We start from the raw sequence: 16,556 nt of genomic DNA on the forward strand, positions 1-16,556 counted from the left end.
AAATAGGAACCCTTCAACGCGAGAAGCGACGATTCAATGCCGTTCCCATCTGTGAGAAGCGCTCGATTCCGAGCTTGCGTCGATTCGAGGACGCGAACACGTAATAGTCGACTTTTCCCATGAAATACATCAAGCGCAAACCGGCGATAAAGAACGTGATGGTCGTACTGACGGCAAACCCGACGCCGTACCAATCGATGCCGAGCGGTAGCAGCGCCAGGGTGAAGAGTGCGTTGCCTGTGAAAAACGACAAGTTAACGAATAGTGCCCCGCGCCGGTCCTCAAAATAGAGAAGGAGTAGCGTCAAGACGAGAATCATCGCGTTCGCGAAAGCGGCGAGCGTCGTCATCCGAAAGATTTGACCGACTTCTTCCGGTACGCCAATCCAGCCGACGAACACACCCGCCATGAGAATGGCGAACAACGTGACGACCCCTTGGCTTCGTCCGAGACGAATCAATTCGTTCTTCAGGACGGTCGTCATCGTCTGTTTCGCCTTATCGATTTGATGCAAAGCGCCCCCGTAGTTGATGAGGCCGTAGAACGTGCGATACCGTTCATAAAAGCGTGTCTCGACGGCGACGACGAACAAGAGCTGGGTCGGGACAATCGTCAAGTAAGACCAGAATACGGCCGTGTCATAGTACGGGTTGAACACGAACGATTCCGCGACGACGGTCCGCCCCTCCCCGAACCAAATGATGAAGTTCGTCACCCAAATGCCAAGAACGTACAAGACGCCGATGGCGAACAAATCGGGGTAGAGATCAAAATAGCGGAAATAAGAAAACTCGTTCGTCGCATAGCGGAGCGGGAACGTCCGTAGCATCGCAAAGAATAAGCCGAACAGCGTGACGAGCATCCCGACCGTGAAGCCGAGCAACAGCTCCAAGCTCGTCGGGTCCACTAGGATGCGGCTAATCAAGAACACACCGCCAATCGCGATAAAACCGCCGAGTAAAAAGCTGTACGCGATCGCCTGATAAAACTTGGCCGCGCTCAAAAATAAGAACATGACCCAAATGACGTTAATCGTCATGAACAAGACGAACAAGACGAGCTTATACAAAAAATCGAGCGGTGAAATCATCCAAAAGATGCTGTACATGATGATTGCTGCGAGCATCGTCACTTTCAGCATTCCGGTAAAGACGGGAAAAATATCGTGTGCTTTCTTCTCGTAAAACAAATCGGCGACGTAGCGCGTGACGACGAGCTGTTGGAAACTGAACAAGATTTGCGAGAAGATGAACGCATAAGATACCGACAACATAAACAGCGTCCGTTCCTCGAGTGAGAGCATCGGCATTTGAAACGCCAGCCATTGAATCGTCCCGACGACCAAAATGACGATGAGCCAAGGTCCTGAGGTGACGAGACCGGAGAACGTGTACGCCTTCAGTCGGGATGAATAGTAGTCTTCTTGAAACAACTTCTGTAACTTAAACCCGATGCCCGCCATACTGTTCCCTCCTCGCTTCATAGATTGCTTTATACCGGTCGACGAACTGTTGCAACCGATAATATTGACGGACGCGTTCGCGGCCGTTCTTGCCGAAGCGCATCCGTTCACGCGGATAATCTATCATCCACTCGATTTTATCGGCGAGTGCTTCCGGGTGGACAGGCGGCACGATGAACCCGGCTGGACCGAACGGGTCGTCCGAGCGACCGTATAAAAGTTCCGAACAGGCACCGACGTCCGTCGCCACCCATGGAATACCGGCAGCCATCCCTTCTAGGACGGCTAGCGGCTGCCCTTCCGAGATGCTCGTCAGTAGCAACAAATCGAACGTCGGTAACCATTCCTGCACATTCACTTTCCCGACAAGTTCGACATAATCCGTCAGACCGCTCCGTTCAATCAACAACCGACATTCCTCGGCATATTCTTCGTCCTCATCGAGCGGGCCCATAATCGTCAGTTTAAAGAGACGGCGCCGTTCTTGTAAAATCTTCGCCCCATAAATCATCGTCTTTAAATCTTTAATCGGTACGACACGGACGATGGCCCCGATTTGAAACACGTCGTGCTCGACCGGCTCGATGACCGGACGGATGTGGCGATCGGCGATGCCGTTGGCGATAATCTTCGTCTTTTCGCTCGGTGCCCCAATCCATTCCTGATATTCACGATTCCGTTCAAACAGCGTAATAATCTCATCGGCCGCATTGTAAGCCTCGCGTGACAAGTGGTGGAAGAAACGGACCCAGCGCGGCTTGTACGGAGCCGGAATCCAGTAGGACTGAAGAATCTCTTCTTCCCGCTCACGGGAATAAATGCCATGCTCGGTTAATATGAACGGGATGCCTTGTGTCTCTTTCATATAGGAGGCGACCATCCCGGCGTAACCGGTCGACACGGAATGGACGAGATCGACGTCGGGGAGCGGCTGATGCAACACGCGAAGCACCGGCATGTACATGCTTTGCCACATCCAAAAGTAGTCGATGAAAGATCCACCGTTCATCTCTTCAGAATAGGCGGTCTTGACGTTGTGCCAGAAAAACTCACTGGCGAAAAACGCCTCACTCGAGGGGACTCGCGTCCCGATAATCCCGAGCGCTTGTCGATTCGGACTCTTCAACATCAGCCAATCCGACAGCTTCCGCTCTTCCTCAGGCGCGAGTTTCATCCGTCCTTTCCCCTTCACACCGGACTCGTTCAAATAGAGATGCGTGATTCCAGACACATTTTCCGGCAACACATACTTCATGTCCTCGGGACGCTTCACGGTCGGTTGGATGGAGATGATTTGAAACTCCACATCCGGCATCTCTTCAATCAGCGTCTGGGTCCAACTCGACACCCCTCCGCTCACGTACGGATAACTCCCTTCTAACACGAGTCCAATCTTCATGGTGTGCCTCCTTCGATGGCAATCTGAGCGTTCGCCGCCGTCAATGTGACCAAGTAGAGCGGGCGATCCGCTTCCATTTGTTCGACCGTCCCAAAGTCGAACGTACCTGTCTCAAGCGATTGTCCGGACTTGAGCCGGACCGTGAAATGCGACGGATTGACGAGCCCTTCGCCTGACAAGTAGACAGTCCCGTCATCAAACGAGACGTTCACGTCCGCCGCTTGGTAGGTGATGAGCTTTTCCGTCGCGTAATGCTGGGTATACGACTGCAGGTGCGGATAGTTTGTATTCACGTCGTCATTGATTTTTTTCAGACTGGCGAACATCGTGTCCCAGTCACGTCCAAGTGCCCGGTCGGGGTCGATAACGTCATCTGGGTGAATGAAGTGCGAGAAGACGCCAAAATTGGCAATCGCGTCGACCATCTGGAAAATCGAACCGCGCTCTTCCCCGTAATCGCTCGATACACGTGGAAAGTGGTAGACGTGAGGGTGTGTCTCATCGAACTCGAACTCTTGCACGAAATCCCCGTTCTCTGGTTCCCCGGTATAAAGCGACGCGATTGTGCGCAGTTCAGGTAACGCTTCAGCGATCGCATCGACGCCGGTCCGATTCAAGGCGTTCGACGGTGGGACGTACGATTTGAGCGTCTCAGCCGGGAAATAGTTCGCGAACACGGACTCGGCTTGAAGAAGCGACCGCTTCATCTCGTCTTTATCTTTCCACGGGATATAGCCATACGTCGGGTCAATCGGCTCATCAGCCGTGACGAGGGATTGATGGTTATAGCCATGTAAACCGATTTCTCCACCGCTTGCCAATAACTTACGACCGAAAAACAGCATCGGGAATTCGCCTCGTCTAATCAACTCTTCATCGACGAGTTCCATTTCTTCCTCGTACGTGCCAATCATCGCACCGGTGTAAATCAAGTCGTCTTCTTCGCCCATTCGGAGCATGTCTTCCCACCAATCTTCAGCAAAGAAGTCTTTGACCGATTTGTCGAGCGGCGTCGTCGAGACGTCTTTCATCTTCCCGCTCATAATCGGAGCCGGAAAGTCATCGATATACATGAGCTTGATGGCAGCCTGTGCGGAGACGAACGCCGGTGGCAACGTGCCGAGCGTTTGGACGAACAGGCCACGCGTCATCTTTTGATTAGTGATGGTCGTGTTCCAATAGAGCACGTTCCCATCGCCGACCGCATATTCCCAAAGGATAGGAAACCCTTCTGCCGACAGTAAGACGTTTGCGTCGTCTGCGATGGCAAAATCGACGACACTGTGGACGAACAGATCTTCCGGTGGATTCAAGTCGACGTAGCCTGGGAAAATCACTTCCTCGAAATTCAAGCCGTACACGTCCGGCACAAACTCCCCAATCTCTTCAATCCCTGTCAGCTCATTGAAGGCAGCATCTTTAAACCGGTTGCCAAAGATGAGGTTGCCGCCTTGCTTTACAAATTGTTTCATCTCGATGAGCGGCCAACGTGTCGTCCGTTCTCCCGTGAAGATGAGAATCGTATATGGCGAGGGCGTCACCGTCCCGACTTGTTCCGGTGTGATTTCTTGGACGTCGATTTTCGCATAGCGAAGCCCATATAGGATATTTTCAGCCGTCTGAACGGCCAATTCTTCTTCGTCACGGACAAGATAGACTTGAAGGCGATGTTGGCCGGTCTGAGCCGTTTCTCCGCCTTGAATCTGGTCAATCTCGATTCGCTGCTCTGCGATACCCGGCAACAGCGTGTGCAACGAGTGGGTCCGTAAGTATTGAATCGCGCCGACGATGACGAGAAATAAGACGATGAAGAGCGAGAATGAGATTACAGTTCGTTTTTCCATGATGTCGTGTCACTCCATTCTTCAAATAACAGCCGATACTCGTACGGCACGTCCTCGAGCGAGAATTGGGTTTGCATCATAAACATGACCGCTTTCACCTCGGCCCAACGTTCCCGCTCATAATAGAAATCGATGAGCATGAGATGGGCCTCGATGCGTTCCGGGAAGTGATGCACATACTCTTTCAAGATAGCGAGTTGCTCTTTCGGTCGTTTCGCATCACGATAAATTTCATTCAAATCTTCATATATCCAAGCCGTCGGCGGAAAGAGCGTTTTGGCAATCAACAACTCCTTCAACCAGGCTTCCCGCTTGTCGGTCAGCATGACCGTCGTAATCAGTTCACTGTGAATCATCCGTTTATAGATGGTGGCGAGCCGGCGAATCGATGCCGGATTCCCAAGGTCGTAGTCACGTTTCGCCTGCTTCAATTCTTGTTCGTATTGATCGACCAAAATGTTCATCGTTGCCGCTGCATAATGGACCGTTTCACTGTCCTTACTCTGCAGACCCATCTGCAAGTACTTCCCTTGTTGGTCAATCGAGTTATTCACGTGCGTCAAAATCGAATGTTTCCGAATCGCCGGGTCTTTTGAGTTGATGGCATCGGTCAACGGGAGCAAGCTCGCACTCGATTTCGCCTCGTGACGAATCTTTTCATAGTTGACGACCTTGAAGTCGATATATTCATCGTAGTCTTCAATCAAGCCACTGCGACCGAACCGTTCGGCGAGTCGATAGACAGCATAGACGGCAAGCTCGGCGATGAAAGGTAAAAACAGCCCGAAGCAAAGGGCTGTCACTGCGACCCCGTAATCTGGGGCTTTCATTCTCCGCTTCAACACAATGAGCAAGGCGAGGGCGAGGATGGCATGAATGACATAGAGGAAAATCCAAACGGTGCTACTAATCGTTGCCATACTCACACCCCTTTCTGAATCAAGATGCCTTCAATCCGGTCATAAATCCGTTGCCGGTGTTCTTCGCTCGTCCCCGGCAGTAAGAGCATCAGCTTGTTGTCATCTTTGTCGTAGCCGACGACATCGATTTCCCGCAAGTACGAATGGACGATGGCCTCGATGCTTTCGAGGGACACCGGCTCATAGCCAAGCGCATATTCGAGTACGATGTAAGGTTGGCCGTGATGCAGTTTCTTTTGCTCTTGCAACGCAACGAGCTCAGTGAACGCATCTTTTTTATAGAACGACGTCCCCGGATAGAGCAAAGCATGCTGTTCTTTTCGAATGAGCGTCTGCGCGTTCTCAATACGCGTCCCGATCCAGGAGAAGAGGATGTTCAAGACGTGCAAATCATCGGTCGTCAACTTACGGAGCGGTAAACGTTTGATGACGACGACTTCACGCGTCTGTCCATCAATCGTGATCGGCGCGAGCAACATCGGGTCCGAGTCTTCATCATCGAGTTGGCGTAGCGTCGTCTCTTGGACTTGGAAAAAACGTTTAAACATGCCCGATGCCTCGTCGAGGAAAATCGTTTGCGGGAACTCTTTTTTCTCCGCTTGGCGAATAAGGAGACGCATCGACTTCTGCGACCGGTCGACGTGATAGATGGCAACGTCACTTGCGAGAAAATATTTTTTCAAGAGGCGAATCGTTTCGCTTCGAATCAATTCAGGATGTGGTAAATCGAGCGAGACGGCCAATTCATACAGTTGGTTGAGGCTATATTCCGATTGGAGTAACTTTTGACGAAGTGTCGTCTGAGAAGTGTTGAGTAAGTCGACTGTCTCTTTCAAGTACGTGTTTTCATCTTTCAGTTCCTCGTTGCGGAACTGACTGATCTCGTACCGTTCACGAAATGACGTGCTGAACAATCCGACGATGACAGTGAGGGCGAAGTAATAGAATAACGTGAGAAGTGAATTTGTATCGTAGAACAATAGGAAGATGTCGCCACCGACGAAACCCGTATAGACGACCTTATAGACAAGCAACAGAGCGAAACTGATGAGACCAAAGATTGTCCCGTACCGTAAGGCGAATAAAATCGCCGCAACGTAAAACAAGTTTAAATCGTTTTGAATCGACCCTAAGCTAAACACGAGGTCGATGCCGATCAATACGGCGAACACGACAAGGATTTCGGTCCACTTGATCCATGGACGGTCTTGAGCGTAAAAAATAAGAATCCCCTCCTCTTCGAGTTTTATGTTGTTTTATGGTAAAAATATTAGTTCCTTACATTAAATACCCGCACACTTCCTTCCTATAACCTTAAATAATCCCTAAAAATCCCATGTATCATAATAGGTTGGCTCATGATAATGGATGTAACCGTTCGCTTCGGCCAAGTTACGACTCGTACTTTCTTCCGTATCCGATACGGTCAATACGGCAATGTCGTACGTTTCGCGCAACGCGTTTAATCGCTCAATTTTTTCCATCGACCATGAATCTGATGTGATGGCCGTATAGTTAAACCCTTCCCACATGAATCCGTCGACGTAAGGGGCACTCGTCCGCTCCAACGTCTCGATTCCCCAATTCTGAACGATCGGGACACCCGGATACGTGCCTTGGATTGATTTTAGAAACGTTTCTAAACCGTCGAGCTGTTCGGCTAAGTCGGTAGGATAGTCGAGATGAACGTCATCGATGTCACCGACCGTATCCAAGAAGATGCCATCGATATGCTTATTGATGATTTGTTTTTGGATTTCACGAATCAAGATTTTTCGAAAGTTGGCAGATGCGATATTCGTCAAATACGAGTCCCATCTCTGAAAATAGATACGTTCCCCGTCCCGATAAAAGAAATCGTCCTCTTTCATTTGTCCAATTAACGCCCGGTTCCACGTATCTGCCTCCATCACGTTGATATAGCCGAGTACTTTCGTCCCCTTCGATTGAATCGCCTCGATTTGTTCGGTCGTGTACCAAATCGGTTCGATAATCACGAGGTCATAACTGGACATATCGGCGATAATCTCGTCTGTCGGCACGTTGTAAAAGATTTTATACGTTTCAATCTCATCGAAATCGAATGGCGTTTTTGTCACGCAACCCCCTAAAATAATCGTTGAACACAATACGATCAATAAGTAACGCCGCACACGGACACCTCCTTGTCGTTGGTTCGTTCATGATGTCAAATTGGTCCGTTTCCTAGTGTCTGGGCAGGGTACAACAGTTATAGACCTTCTAAAAAAGGAGACACGAACATGAATACCATTCTCTTCACGATTGCCGTATTATTCGTCGGCATGAACGTATATACCTTCTTTCGGCACAAGACGTATCGGCAGACCGGCTTTGACGGACGCTTCTTCAGTCACTTATTCGTCAGTCTGTGCGGCGTCCTAGCCGGATTTGCCGTCATCTATTACGCCTTATCACAAAACGGTGTCATCCTCGTCACGTCGCTCGAGTCGATGACCCCGGTCGATCCGAATTGGCAGAACCTCCTCTACTTCAGCGGGGTCACTCTCCTTTCCATCGGCTTTGGGGACATCCTACCGGTCGGTCCGGCCCGCTGGTTTGCGCTCATCGAAGCCGTCATCGGCATCTTATTGCCGACAGTGTTTTTTGTGAAATCCATCTACAAAAAAGAAGACTGACAGGCAGTCTTCTAGCGTCCGGTAATGAGCAAATACATGTTAAACGCGACGAGTCCGAGCGGAAACAAGGCCACGACGATGATGGGCCATTTTTTCGTCCGGATGCCGACAAATAAAAGTAAACTCCCCACTAGGAGCGCGATGAACGTCGTATACGGATTCAAGCGTCATTCCCCCTTCTATACAAGGGGGTTTCCCGACTCGGTAAAAAGTTAATCGCGCTGACACCAAAGTGTCGAATAGGCGTCACGTATGCGTCGTGCTTCTGCTTCCTGAAACGGAATCCCTGACTGGTCGGCCACTCGTCGACTGACCTGTTCGAACAAATCGATCAGCTGACGATGGGCTGACTCGAGCGAAGTCGTCTCGATGACAGGATATGTGTCGAGATACGCCTCCCAACACTCCCGGGAGACGTGTTGGCTGAGGCCGTCTCCAGACTTCCCGACGTTCACAGTAAAGCCCGTTTGAAACCCGACCTCGAACGAGAGCATCTGCCGGAGCATCGTCCGCATGATGGTCAAATGGTCATACGCGTACAACAACTGTTTCCGGTTGATGCCTTTAACGACGTAAAGCGACACCCACCAAAATTCGTTCCAACACTGTTCATAATCGAACCGCGTCGGTCGTTTGATGCGGTACGTGTCATCAGACGGGACTGGTTGACCGGCGATGTCGTCTTTATCAATCAGGACGAGACTGAGCGAATCAGCGGCGAGCGTGGCCGCGACCGCCTCAAGCGGACGGACGGTCAAATCGACACGATGGCCGGCGGCGAACTGAACGAGAAAGGCGAAGCGTTCATAGTCGGCGTGGCCCGGCACCTCATCCGGCGTCTGCATAATCAACACGTCCCCGAGCGGCCCCATCCACGAGCGGTCTTCGATGAACGCGTTCACGTCTTCGACGAAACAAGTGACATCGACGTCTTGATAGCAATCCCGTTGCACGTCCGGGTTGGCGAGCGACCCGTTCAAAACGAAGACACGAACGTTGTCGTCTCGGCTCACGAACTCACGTAACCGTTCGAGCACACGTTCATTCGTCATATGACGTTCGCCCCGAGCGAGCGGGCGACTTGTACGGCCTGCATCACGTCAATCGTCGCTTGTTTTATATTGACGTCTGAAAAATCGACCCCGTCCATCTCGGCTCCTACAAAATCCGCACCGGTGCAGTCGGCGTGTTGCAAGACGGCACGGGACAAGACGGCGTTCGTCCACACCGTCTCTTTCAAATCAGCCCCGTATAAATCGGCCTCGGTCAACCGGACACCGGACCAGTCCATCTTCCGGAGTGGGGCGTGCCGAAGATTGACGAACGACCAATCCCCTTCACGCACGACGACCCCTTCGAACGTGCATGACTCGAATGACGAACCTGTCATCTTGCACTCGTCGAACTCCGACAAGAACAGGTTTGCCCCGGTGAACGTGCAGTTTAAGAACGAACTCTCGTTATGACGTGAGGCGTTCCATTTTGAATCGGTGAAGTCACAGTTGATGAAGCGGCACTGCTCGGTCTCGAACTCGGTCGCATCAATATAGGTAAAACGACAGTTCTCGAACGTCGTCTGCGTGAGTTGAACGTCACGGAGCGTCTCGTCCCGAAAATCGTCTCCAACGTATGTGGCATGTGATTGAAACATAATCGGCCTCCTTGGCGTATACTCGTTATAGCTATAGGAATGGAGTGATGAAACATGGATATCGTATTTCCGACCGAACAAGGCACGTTCAATTACCGGGTCGCCGGCATCTGGGTCCAGGACGGTCATTTGCTCGTCCATCGGAACGTGAACGATGACTTTTGGGCGTTACCGGGCGGACGCGTCGGCATCGGCGAAGAAGCCGAGCTCGCCTTGACACGAGAGTTACAGGAAGAACTCGAAGCCGCAGTGACCGGAACAACATTCGCATTCGTGTCCGAAAATTTCTTCACGTACCTCGAGCGTACCGTGCATGAAATCGGGATGTACTTTTATGTATCGGGCGACCTCCCGCTCCAACATGGAGACTTCCATGGCCCGGAAGGGGATCACCTCATCTATCGTTGGCAGCCGCTCGAGACGCTCCGCGAGTTAAAACTGTTCCCGGAGACGCTTCACGCGTTGCCCCAATCACTGCCGCCCCACTTTATCGACCGCTGAGCCGGACAGAATGGATGTCAGCTCGTTCAAGTCTTGAATCTCATACGTCGTTTCGACCGTCGCCGCAATCTCATGCGGATTGTACCAGCACGTATCGAGCCCGTACATGCGTCCACCGGCGATATCGGCCGTGACCGAGTCGCCGACGATAAGCCCGCGTTCCGGTGCGACGTGCGGCACACGGTCGAACACGTAGTCGAAGAACGGTTTCATCGGCTTCTGTGACCCGGTCGCGTCCGAGACGAACACGTCTTGGAAATAAGGGAGCAGTCCCGAGGCTTCGAGCCGTTTGAACTGCGTCTCCGTGACGCCGTTCGTGACGATGTAGAGCGGATATTGTTCGCTGAGCGTTTGGACGAGCTCGAGCGCCCCATCGATGATGTGCACACCCGAGTGAAGATGGTCGCGATAGCGCTGTTCAACTTCATGTGCATCGATTGTGATACCAAGCGTGTCGAACAGTTGCGTGTGGCGTCCCATCAAGACGTCTTCCCGTCCGACCTCGCCGCGCTCGAAGGCGCGCCATAATCCATTATTAATCGTCACATACTGTTGTTTCAGTTCATCGGTCATGTGAACGTTGTACGCAGCGAGCAACTGCTGCAAAGCGACGTGCTCGCTCTGTTTAAAGTCGAGCAACGTATCGTCGACATCGAATAAAATCGCTTCATATCGTTTCATAATCTGTATTACCCCTCTCTGCCTCTAATGTACAGGAACAGACATTGAAGTTCAAAAAAGGAGCAAACTGTATGCCAAAAAAGCCAATCACCAACCTCGAATATTCGGAAAAAGAGCTCGACTCGTTTTTTTACTTAGCCGACGAGACATTCGGCATCGATTTTCGCGAGTGGTACAAAGCTGGCGAATGGACTGACCGTTATCGCTGCTATTCATTGACGTTCTATCGGAATGTCATCTCGAGCGTCGGGATGAGCCGGATGACAGTGATGATGGACGGAACCGCGCGAGAAGCGTATCAAATCGGAACGGTCATGACAGACGAGATCCGACAAGGACAAGGACTCGCCACCCGCATCTTTAAACACTTGTTTAAGCAACATGACACGGATGGGTTGCCTTATTTTCTAGCTTGCAACGAAAGCGTTGAACCGTTTTACGAGAAGCAAGGCTTCTCCGCACAATCGGAACCGGAGTTTTTCGTCCGCGTCTCGGGATCGGCTTCTCCACTCGAACACGTCGACGTCGATGCCGAACAGTGGCGGCGTTTCAAACTGGAATCACTCCCGTTTTCACCGCGCCTCTATACGACAGACGATATGCACATTTGGATGTTTCATTACTATCAAGGGATGGACGAGGATGTGTATCGTTTCGATGACGTCCATGTCATTTATATAATCGAACGCTCGCGTTTAATTCTGTACGCCGTGCTGTCGCCGCGTCCTGTCGATATGCGTGACGTCGTCGCACGCCTCTCTTTTGAAGGCATCACCGAAATCGTCTTTAAATTTACGCCCGATTTGGATGGTGTCGAGCAACGTCCGTCCAGCGACGGTCCATGGATGATTCGCATGAACGAAGGGAAGTTTTTCCCTGAAGGTTGTCGCTTCCCTTATTTGTCGCAAGCATGAAAAAACTCGCCTTACGGGCGAGTTTTTTGCGTATAGAATACATGTCGAAGCGCCCTTGCCGCTTCTTTAACGGCTCGTCTCGCTTCCGGGACGTATGCGTAATAATTGACGAAGCCGTGGATGAGTCCTCCGTAATTGTGGTACGTCACCGACACCCCGAGGCTAATCAGTTTATTCGCATACGCTCGACCGAGGTCGCGGAGCGGGTCATACTCGGCCGTCAACAGTGTCGCCGGCGGTAAATCAGCCAAATATTCGGAAAAAATCGGCGAAGCGTACGGATGTTTCAGCTCCGTCTCATCGTTAAAATACTGATGCTGGAACCATCGAATCAACCCCTCGTCGAGCAAGTAGCCGTTCGCATGCTCAACCATCGACAACGGCACGTTTTCCTCGGTCCCAGTGACCGGGTAGAGGAGCAGTTGGTGCACCACTGGCGGGCCGTCTCGTTCGACGGCGATTAAGGCGCTGACCGTCGCGAGCGCCCCGCCGGCACTGTCACCGCCGACGGCGATGCGGGCCCGGTCAATCCGTAACGTATCCGCGTGATCGGCCACCCAGACGAGGGCGCCGTACGCATCTTCGACAGCGGCCGGGAACTTGTGCTCCGGCGCGAGACGGTAACCGATTGAGATAACGGTACAATCCGCCTCGTTCGCGAGCGTCCGGCAAATCGCGTCATGTGTGTCGAGGCTGCCGCTGACATAGCCGCCTCCGTGATAGTAAACGAGCACCGGGGCGATGGTCTCGGTTGTCCGATATACCCGCCCCGGAATCGTCCGGCCGGAGAGGGTGAGCGTAACCTCTTCCACTTCCTGGACGTGCTCTTTATGTTGAAATCGGGTCATCATCGCATCTTCTTGTCTTCTCAATTCGAGCGGATCCAATCGATCGTATGTGACCGGCAAGTCATTTTGCAGCTGGTTTAAATAAAATTGAATCGTCGGATTGACTGGCAATGGGAATCCCTTCTTTCTCTATTGGCGTTCAGTTGCCTATTCCCAGCCGCGTCCAACCTTAAGCAGAATCGTGCGTTTTTCGAAATGCCCAACGATAAAAGGACGTCAAGCCAACACCAATCGCGAACACCATCGTCCAGATGTTTATGACAATGAACTGATTGAACGGCTTAAAGAAGTAATCCCACGCCCCGTCGACACGCCAAACCATCGCCGTGGAAATGAAATAAGATACGATGAGTCCGAATGCGAGCCACGGGAACATCCCACGTCGGGCAAACCGCCACGCGCCCCACCACATAATGACCGGAATCATGACATACCCGAACGCATTCCCTAAAAGAAAGTCTGATGCTGTCACGAAGAAACCCCACGGCAGACACAGGAGGACGACGAAGATGATTCGCCCCAGCATCAGGCTTGCCCCTGTTGATTCTTTTTCCACCAGACGAACAAGAAGACCCCCATCCCGACGAACAGAATCAGCATCGAGAATATCAGTTGTTGCTCGAGCGGCAAACTCGTCTGGGCGAACGCGTATTGCGGCCCGAATAAGAGCAGCGGAATAATCAGATTGATCCACGTCTTCGTCCACACCGAGACGATGAGTAACGTAACGACGGCCATTCCGAGCAAGACGAGTTGGCCGGTCGAACCGAACACGATCGTCGGGGTCTCGACGAAGATGTCGAGCACCATCAGACCGAGGAACAGCGTCATCGGCAACACGGCAAGCGCGATGTACGTCGCCCCGTTTTTGAATGGACTTGCTTTCGAACGGACGGACAGATTGCGGAACGCTTGCGAGGCGGCCAGCAAGAACAGGACGGCTACGAGCGGGAACCCGATCAGCTGAACCGTCGAGAACGTCATCTCGCCTTGAATGAAGTTACCGATGATGATGTAGGCGAACACGTTCGGAACCAACATCGCGATGATTTTGAAAAAGCCTTTCCCATCAAACGCCATCTCATGCCCGAGATGCTGCATATAGGCTTTCGGACTTTGGCCGACGACATCGTCCACACTTTTTCCTGCCCGTTCCGCTTCCTCGAGGTGGTCTTTGAGCTCGGCGACGACGTCGTGCACTTCCTCTTCCGCTTTCCCACTCGACATAAGATAGACTGCTAAATCATCCAAAAAATCACGACTCTTTTTTGAAAGCTCCATCTTCATTCCCCTCTCCGAGTACGCGGTCGACGCCGCTTGACACTTCCGCCCAACGTTGTTTGAAGGCGAGCAATTCTTGTTGCCCCGCCTCCGTCAAGATGTAATACTTTCGCTTCGGCCCTCCGGACGGCAGTGTCTTTTGAATCGTCTCGACCCAGCCGTCTTTCTTCATCCGCAATAACACCGGATAGATGCTGCCCTCACTCACCATCGTGAATCCGTACGCCTGCAACTTCTCCGACATCTCGTAGCCGTACGTCTCTCCTTTATCGATGATGGCCAACAGGCACCCTTCGAGCAATCCTTTCAACATCTGACTCATCGCCATGGCGTGACCTCGCTTTCATCAAACTAACTTGTTATACATAATAGTAATGGAAGGTACTACCAAGCGCAACTATTTTGTAAAACAAGCTAGTTCCGCATCGATAGGTTTAATTTTTCAAATCAGGTGAATACTTCTTAAGGTGAAGCAAAAACATAAAGGAGTGTTTGAGTATGCATACCGATTTTACGAAGATGTACATCGATGGCCAGTGGGTCGAAGGATCGAGCGACAAATCGATTGATAACACCAATCCGTTCACGGACGAGACGTTGTTCTCCATCCGCTCGGCCGACGAATCCGATCTCGACAAAGCCTACGCGGTTGCAAAGGAAGCACAAACCGAATGGGCAACGATGCTCCCGCAAAACCGACGCGCCTTGATTGAGAAGTTCGCCGAAGTGACGCTCGAGCATAAAGATGACATCATCGACTGGCTCGTCAAAGAGTCGGGCAGCACGCGCATCAAAGCAGAAGGCGAATTTTTAGCCTCGATGGCGATCATCAAGGAAGCAGCGACGTTCCCGTTCCGCATGGACGGGCTCATCAAGCCGTCAATCGTCCCAAATAAAGAGAACCGGGTCTATCGGAAACCGCTCGGCGTCATCGGCGTCATCAGCCCATGGAACTTCCCGTTCCACCTCGCGGTCCGCTCAATCGTCTCCGCCCTCGCGACGGGGAACACCGTCGTCGTCAAACCGGCTACGGCGACACCGGTCACAGGAGGTCTCCTCTTCGCCTCGCTCTTTGAAGAAGCGGGTCTTCCGAAAGGCGTTTTGAACATCGTCGTCGGTCGCGGTTCTGAGATTGGGGACGCCATCGTCGAGCACCCGGTGCCAAAACTCATCTCGTTCACCGGTTCGACCGAGGTCGGCAAAGGGATCGCCGAGAAGGCCGGACGCCTGTTGAAAAAGACAGCGCTCGAACTCGGTGGGAATAACGTCTTCGTCGTTTTAGACGACGCCGACATCGACCGTGCCGTGGAATCGGCCGTCTATTCGAAATTCTATCACCAAGGGCAAATCTGTATGTCGACGAACCGAATCCTCGTCGCCGAGTCGATTCACGATGAATTCCTCAAAAAATTCGTTGATCGGGTCCGTGCCTTGAAGTTCGGCAACCCGAACGAATCAGACACACAAGTCGGTCCACTCATCGACCACGACCAAGTCGACCGCATCCTTGATCAAATCAAGCAGACGGTCGACGCCGGTGCGACGCTCCAGGTCGGCGGCAACGCTGACGGGAACGTGCTCGAGCCGACTGTCGTGAGCGGTGTCACGAACGACATGCCGCTCGCGAAAAATGAGATTTTCGGACCGGTCGCCGTCATTCTGTCGTTCAAGGACGACGCCGAGGCGCTGAAACTCTCGAACGAGTTGCCATACGGACTGAGCGGTGCCGTCCACGGTTCGATTTACCGTGCAACCGAGTTCGCACGCCAAGTCGAGACCGGGATGATTCACGTCAACGACCAATCGGTGAACGACGAGCCGCACTTGCCGTTCGGCGGAGAGAAAGATTCGGGTCTTGGCCGCTTCAACGGCGAGTGGGTGCTCGAGGAGTTCACGACGCTCCAGTGGGTATCCGTCATGCACGAACGCCGGGAATACAAACCATTTTTCTCATAAACAGCAAAAAGCGTGTTGATCCGTTTGCGGACCGACACGCTTTTTTAGATTTTCTTCACAAATTCCGATTTGAGTTTCATCGCACCGAGCCCATCGATTTTGCAGTCGATATCATGATCGCCATCGACGAGACGGATGCCTTTCACTTTCGTGCCTTGTTTGACGACGAGCGACGTCCCTTTCACCTTCAAATCTTTGATGACCGTGACCGTGTCTCCGTCTTGGATCACATTTCCGTTCGCGTCTTTGATTTGCGCGTCTGCTTCCGCTTCGGCTACCTCGCTCGGCGACCACTCGTAGGCGCATTCCGGACAGACGAGCAAGCTCCCATCCTCATACACGTACGTGGATTGACACTTCGGACAATTCGGTAGTTCTGTCATGCTGATTCCTCCATTCGATTCCCTGTAGCCAGTATATCGTAATTTCGGAACGTCCGACA

19 protein-coding genes are annotated in these 16,556 nt (G+C 52.1%); 4 read left to right on the top strand and 15 right to left on the bottom strand.

Annotated features, from left to right (window positions below; genetic code table 11):
- Positions 1-13: 13 nt before the first annotated feature.
- The 6 genes from pelG to RT52_RS06855 form a co-directional block, all read right to left on the bottom strand.
- On the bottom strand, positions 14-1,462 hold the full coding sequence (gene pelG / locus RT52_RS06830; RefSeq protein WP_034816180.1) for an exopolysaccharide Pel transporter PelG: 1,449 nt from the start codon (positions 1,460-1,462) through the stop codon (positions 14-16).
- The gene (gene pelF / locus RT52_RS06835) at positions 1,443-2,861 is read right to left on the bottom strand and encodes a GT4 family glycosyltransferase PelF (RefSeq protein ID WP_034816182.1); all 1,419 of its coding nucleotides are present in this window, start codon (positions 2,859-2,861) and stop codon (positions 1,443-1,445) included. Before pelF ends, pelG begins: the two co-directional genes overlap by 20 nt.
- Positions 2,858-4,705, bottom strand: coding sequence for a DUF2194 domain-containing protein (locus RT52_RS06840; protein WP_034816186.1), 1,848 nt, complete (start codon positions 4,703-4,705; stop codon positions 2,858-2,860). Before RT52_RS06840 ends, pelF begins: the two co-directional genes overlap by 4 nt.
- Entirely contained in the window at positions 4,687-5,625 is a 939-nt protein-coding gene (locus RT52_RS06845; RefSeq protein ID WP_034807776.1) for a tetratricopeptide repeat protein, read from the bottom strand. The genes RT52_RS06840 and RT52_RS06845 overlap by 19 nt, the downstream gene beginning before the upstream one ends.
- Before the next feature lie 2 nt (positions 5,626-5,627).
- Positions 5,628-6,797 carry a GAF domain-containing protein gene (locus tag RT52_RS06850; protein WP_034807779.1) on the bottom strand — a complete coding sequence of 390 codons (1,170 nt, stop codon included), beginning with the start codon at positions 6,795-6,797 and terminating at the stop codon, positions 5,628-5,630.
- Positions 6,798-6,950: 153 nt separating this feature from the next.
- Positions 6,951-7,778, bottom strand: a complete 828-nt coding sequence (locus RT52_RS06855; protein ID WP_245175483.1) for a glycoside hydrolase family 191 protein — start codon at positions 7,776-7,778, stop codon at positions 6,951-6,953.
- A gap of 108 nt (positions 7,779-7,886) precedes the next feature.
- Between RT52_RS06855 and RT52_RS06860 the strand changes: the two genes are divergently transcribed.
- Positions 7,887-8,282, top strand: a complete 396-nt coding sequence (locus RT52_RS06860; RefSeq protein ID WP_034816190.1) for a potassium channel family protein — start codon at positions 7,887-7,889, stop codon at positions 8,280-8,282.
- A gap of 11 nt (positions 8,283-8,293) precedes the next feature.
- Here the strand turns inward: RT52_RS06860 and RT52_RS16455 are convergent, their stop codons facing one another.
- The 3 genes from RT52_RS16455 to RT52_RS06875 are packed head-to-tail and all read right to left on the bottom strand — an operon-like array spanning position 8,294 to position 9,933.
- Positions 8,294-8,446, bottom strand: a complete 153-nt coding sequence (locus RT52_RS16455) for a hypothetical protein (RefSeq protein WP_034807783.1) — start codon at positions 8,444-8,446, stop codon at positions 8,294-8,296.
- A 48-nt stretch (positions 8,447-8,494) separates the two neighbouring features.
- The gene (locus RT52_RS06870) at positions 8,495-9,334 is read right to left on the bottom strand and encodes an aminoglycoside 6-adenylyltransferase (protein WP_034816193.1); all 840 of its coding nucleotides are present in this window, start codon (positions 9,332-9,334) and stop codon (positions 8,495-8,497) included.
- Positions 9,331-9,933: a pentapeptide repeat-containing protein gene (locus RT52_RS06875; RefSeq protein ID WP_034816195.1), complete on the bottom strand. Its 603-nt coding sequence runs from the start codon at positions 9,931-9,933 to the stop codon at positions 9,331-9,333. Before RT52_RS06875 ends, RT52_RS06870 begins: the two co-directional genes overlap by 4 nt.
- A 54-nt stretch (positions 9,934-9,987) precedes the next feature.
- Here RT52_RS06875 and RT52_RS06880 point away from each other — a divergent pair, with 54 nt between their 5' ends.
- On the top strand, positions 9,988-10,434 hold the full coding sequence (locus RT52_RS06880; RefSeq protein ID WP_034816197.1) for an NUDIX hydrolase: 447 nt from the start codon (positions 9,988-9,990) through the stop codon (positions 10,432-10,434).
- Here the strand turns inward: RT52_RS06880 and RT52_RS06885 are convergent.
- Positions 10,405-11,115: a YjjG family noncanonical pyrimidine nucleotidase gene (locus RT52_RS06885; protein ID WP_034816198.1), complete on the bottom strand. Its 711-nt coding sequence runs from the start codon at positions 11,113-11,115 to the stop codon at positions 10,405-10,407. The two genes, RT52_RS06880 and RT52_RS06885, sit on opposite strands and share 30 nt — an antisense overlap.
- Positions 11,116-11,186: 71 nt before the next feature.
- Here RT52_RS06885 and RT52_RS16005 point away from each other — a divergent pair, with 71 nt between their 5' ends.
- A complete protein-coding gene (locus RT52_RS16005) occupies positions 11,187-12,029 on the top strand; it encodes a GNAT family N-acetyltransferase (protein WP_051622663.1) in 843 nt (280 codons plus the stop codon).
- A gap of 11 nt (positions 12,030-12,040) precedes the next feature.
- Here RT52_RS16005 and RT52_RS06895 read toward each other — a convergent pair whose 3' ends face one another.
- Genes RT52_RS06895 through RT52_RS06910 form a run of 4 tightly spaced genes read right to left on the bottom strand, consistent with a single transcriptional unit; the run spans position 12,041 to position 14,486 of the window.
- Positions 12,041-12,988, bottom strand: coding sequence for an alpha/beta hydrolase (locus RT52_RS06895; RefSeq protein WP_034816200.1), 948 nt, complete (start codon positions 12,986-12,988; stop codon positions 12,041-12,043).
- 58 nt (positions 12,989-13,046) lie between these two features.
- On the bottom strand, positions 13,047-13,403 hold the full coding sequence (locus RT52_RS06900) for a hypothetical protein (RefSeq protein ID WP_034816203.1): 357 nt from the start codon (positions 13,401-13,403) through the stop codon (positions 13,047-13,049).
- Positions 13,403-14,128, bottom strand: a complete 726-nt coding sequence (locus RT52_RS06905; RefSeq protein ID WP_156028790.1) for an HAAS domain-containing protein — start codon at positions 14,126-14,128, stop codon at positions 13,403-13,405. Before RT52_RS06905 ends, RT52_RS06900 begins: the two co-directional genes overlap by 1 nt.
- A gap of 4 nt (positions 14,129-14,132) precedes the next feature.
- Positions 14,133-14,486 (bottom strand): PadR family transcriptional regulator, encoded by a 354-nt coding sequence (locus tag RT52_RS06910; RefSeq protein ID WP_034816206.1) that lies wholly within the window; start codon positions 14,484-14,486, stop codon positions 14,133-14,135.
- 170 nt (positions 14,487-14,656) lie between these two features.
- Between RT52_RS06910 and RT52_RS06915 the strand changes: the two genes are divergently transcribed.
- Positions 14,657-16,114 carry an aldehyde dehydrogenase family protein gene (locus RT52_RS06915; RefSeq protein ID WP_034816208.1) on the top strand — a complete coding sequence of 486 codons (1,458 nt, stop codon included), beginning with the start codon at positions 14,657-14,659 and terminating at the stop codon, positions 16,112-16,114.
- Between the two features lie 44 nt (positions 16,115-16,158).
- Here RT52_RS06915 and RT52_RS06920 read toward each other — a convergent pair whose 3' ends face one another.
- A complete protein-coding gene (locus tag RT52_RS06920; RefSeq protein WP_034816209.1) occupies positions 16,159-16,497 on the bottom strand; it encodes a zinc ribbon domain-containing protein YjdM in 339 nt (112 codons plus the stop codon).
- Positions 16,498-16,556: the final 59 nt, after the last annotated feature.

The organism is Exiguobacterium alkaliphilum 12/1 (genome assembly GCF_000714435.1).
Lineage (GTDB): Bacteria > Bacillota > Bacilli > Exiguobacteriales > Exiguobacteriaceae > Exiguobacterium > Exiguobacterium alkaliphilum.

What these genes read in the sequence shown, in the direction of transcription:
- RT52_RS06885 (WP_034816198.1), bottom strand. Translation starts at nt 11,115, where the DNA reads ATGAAACGATATGAAGCGATTTTATTCGATGTCGACGATACGTTGCTC.
- RT52_RS16005 (WP_051622663.1), top strand. Translation starts at nt 11,187, where the DNA reads ATGCCAAAAAAGCCAATCACCAACCTCGAATATTCGGAAAAAGAGCTC.
- RT52_RS06880 (WP_034816197.1), top strand. Translation starts at nt 9,988, where the DNA reads ATGGATATCGTATTTCCGACCGAACAAGGCACGTTCAATTACCGGGTC.
- pelF (WP_034816182.1), bottom strand. Translation starts at nt 2,861, where the DNA reads ATGAAGATTGGACTCGTGTTAGAAGGGAGTTATCCGTACGTGAGCGGA.
- RT52_RS06860 (WP_034816190.1), top strand. Translation starts at nt 7,887, where the DNA reads ATGAATACCATTCTCTTCACGATTGCCGTATTATTCGTCGGCATGAAC.
- RT52_RS06910 (WP_034816206.1), bottom strand. Translation starts at nt 14,486, where the DNA reads ATGGCGATGAGTCAGATGTTGAAAGGATTGCTCGAAGGGTGCCTGTTG.
- RT52_RS06920 (WP_034816209.1), bottom strand. Translation starts at nt 16,497, where the DNA reads ATGACAGAACTACCGAATTGTCCGAAGTGTCAATCCACGTACGTGTAT.
- RT52_RS06870 (WP_034816193.1), bottom strand. Translation starts at nt 9,334, where the DNA reads ATGACGAATGAACGTGTGCTCGAACGGTTACGTGAGTTCGTGAGCCGA.
- RT52_RS06845 (WP_034807776.1), bottom strand. Translation starts at nt 5,625, where the DNA reads ATGGCAACGATTAGTAGCACCGTTTGGATTTTCCTCTATGTCATTCAT.
- pelG (WP_034816180.1), bottom strand. Translation starts at nt 1,462, where the DNA reads ATGGCGGGCATCGGGTTTAAGTTACAGAAGTTGTTTCAAGAAGACTAC.
- RT52_RS06875 (WP_034816195.1), bottom strand. Translation starts at nt 9,933, where the DNA reads ATGTTTCAATCACATGCCACATACGTTGGAGACGATTTTCGGGACGAG.
- RT52_RS06915 (WP_034816208.1), top strand. Translation starts at nt 14,657, where the DNA reads ATGCATACCGATTTTACGAAGATGTACATCGATGGCCAGTGGGTCGAA.
- RT52_RS06900 (WP_034816203.1), bottom strand. Translation starts at nt 13,403, where the DNA reads ATGCTGGGGCGAATCATCTTCGTCGTCCTCCTGTGTCTGCCGTGGGGT.
- RT52_RS06840 (WP_034816186.1), bottom strand. Translation starts at nt 4,705, where the DNA reads ATGGAAAAACGAACTGTAATCTCATTCTCGCTCTTCATCGTCTTATTT.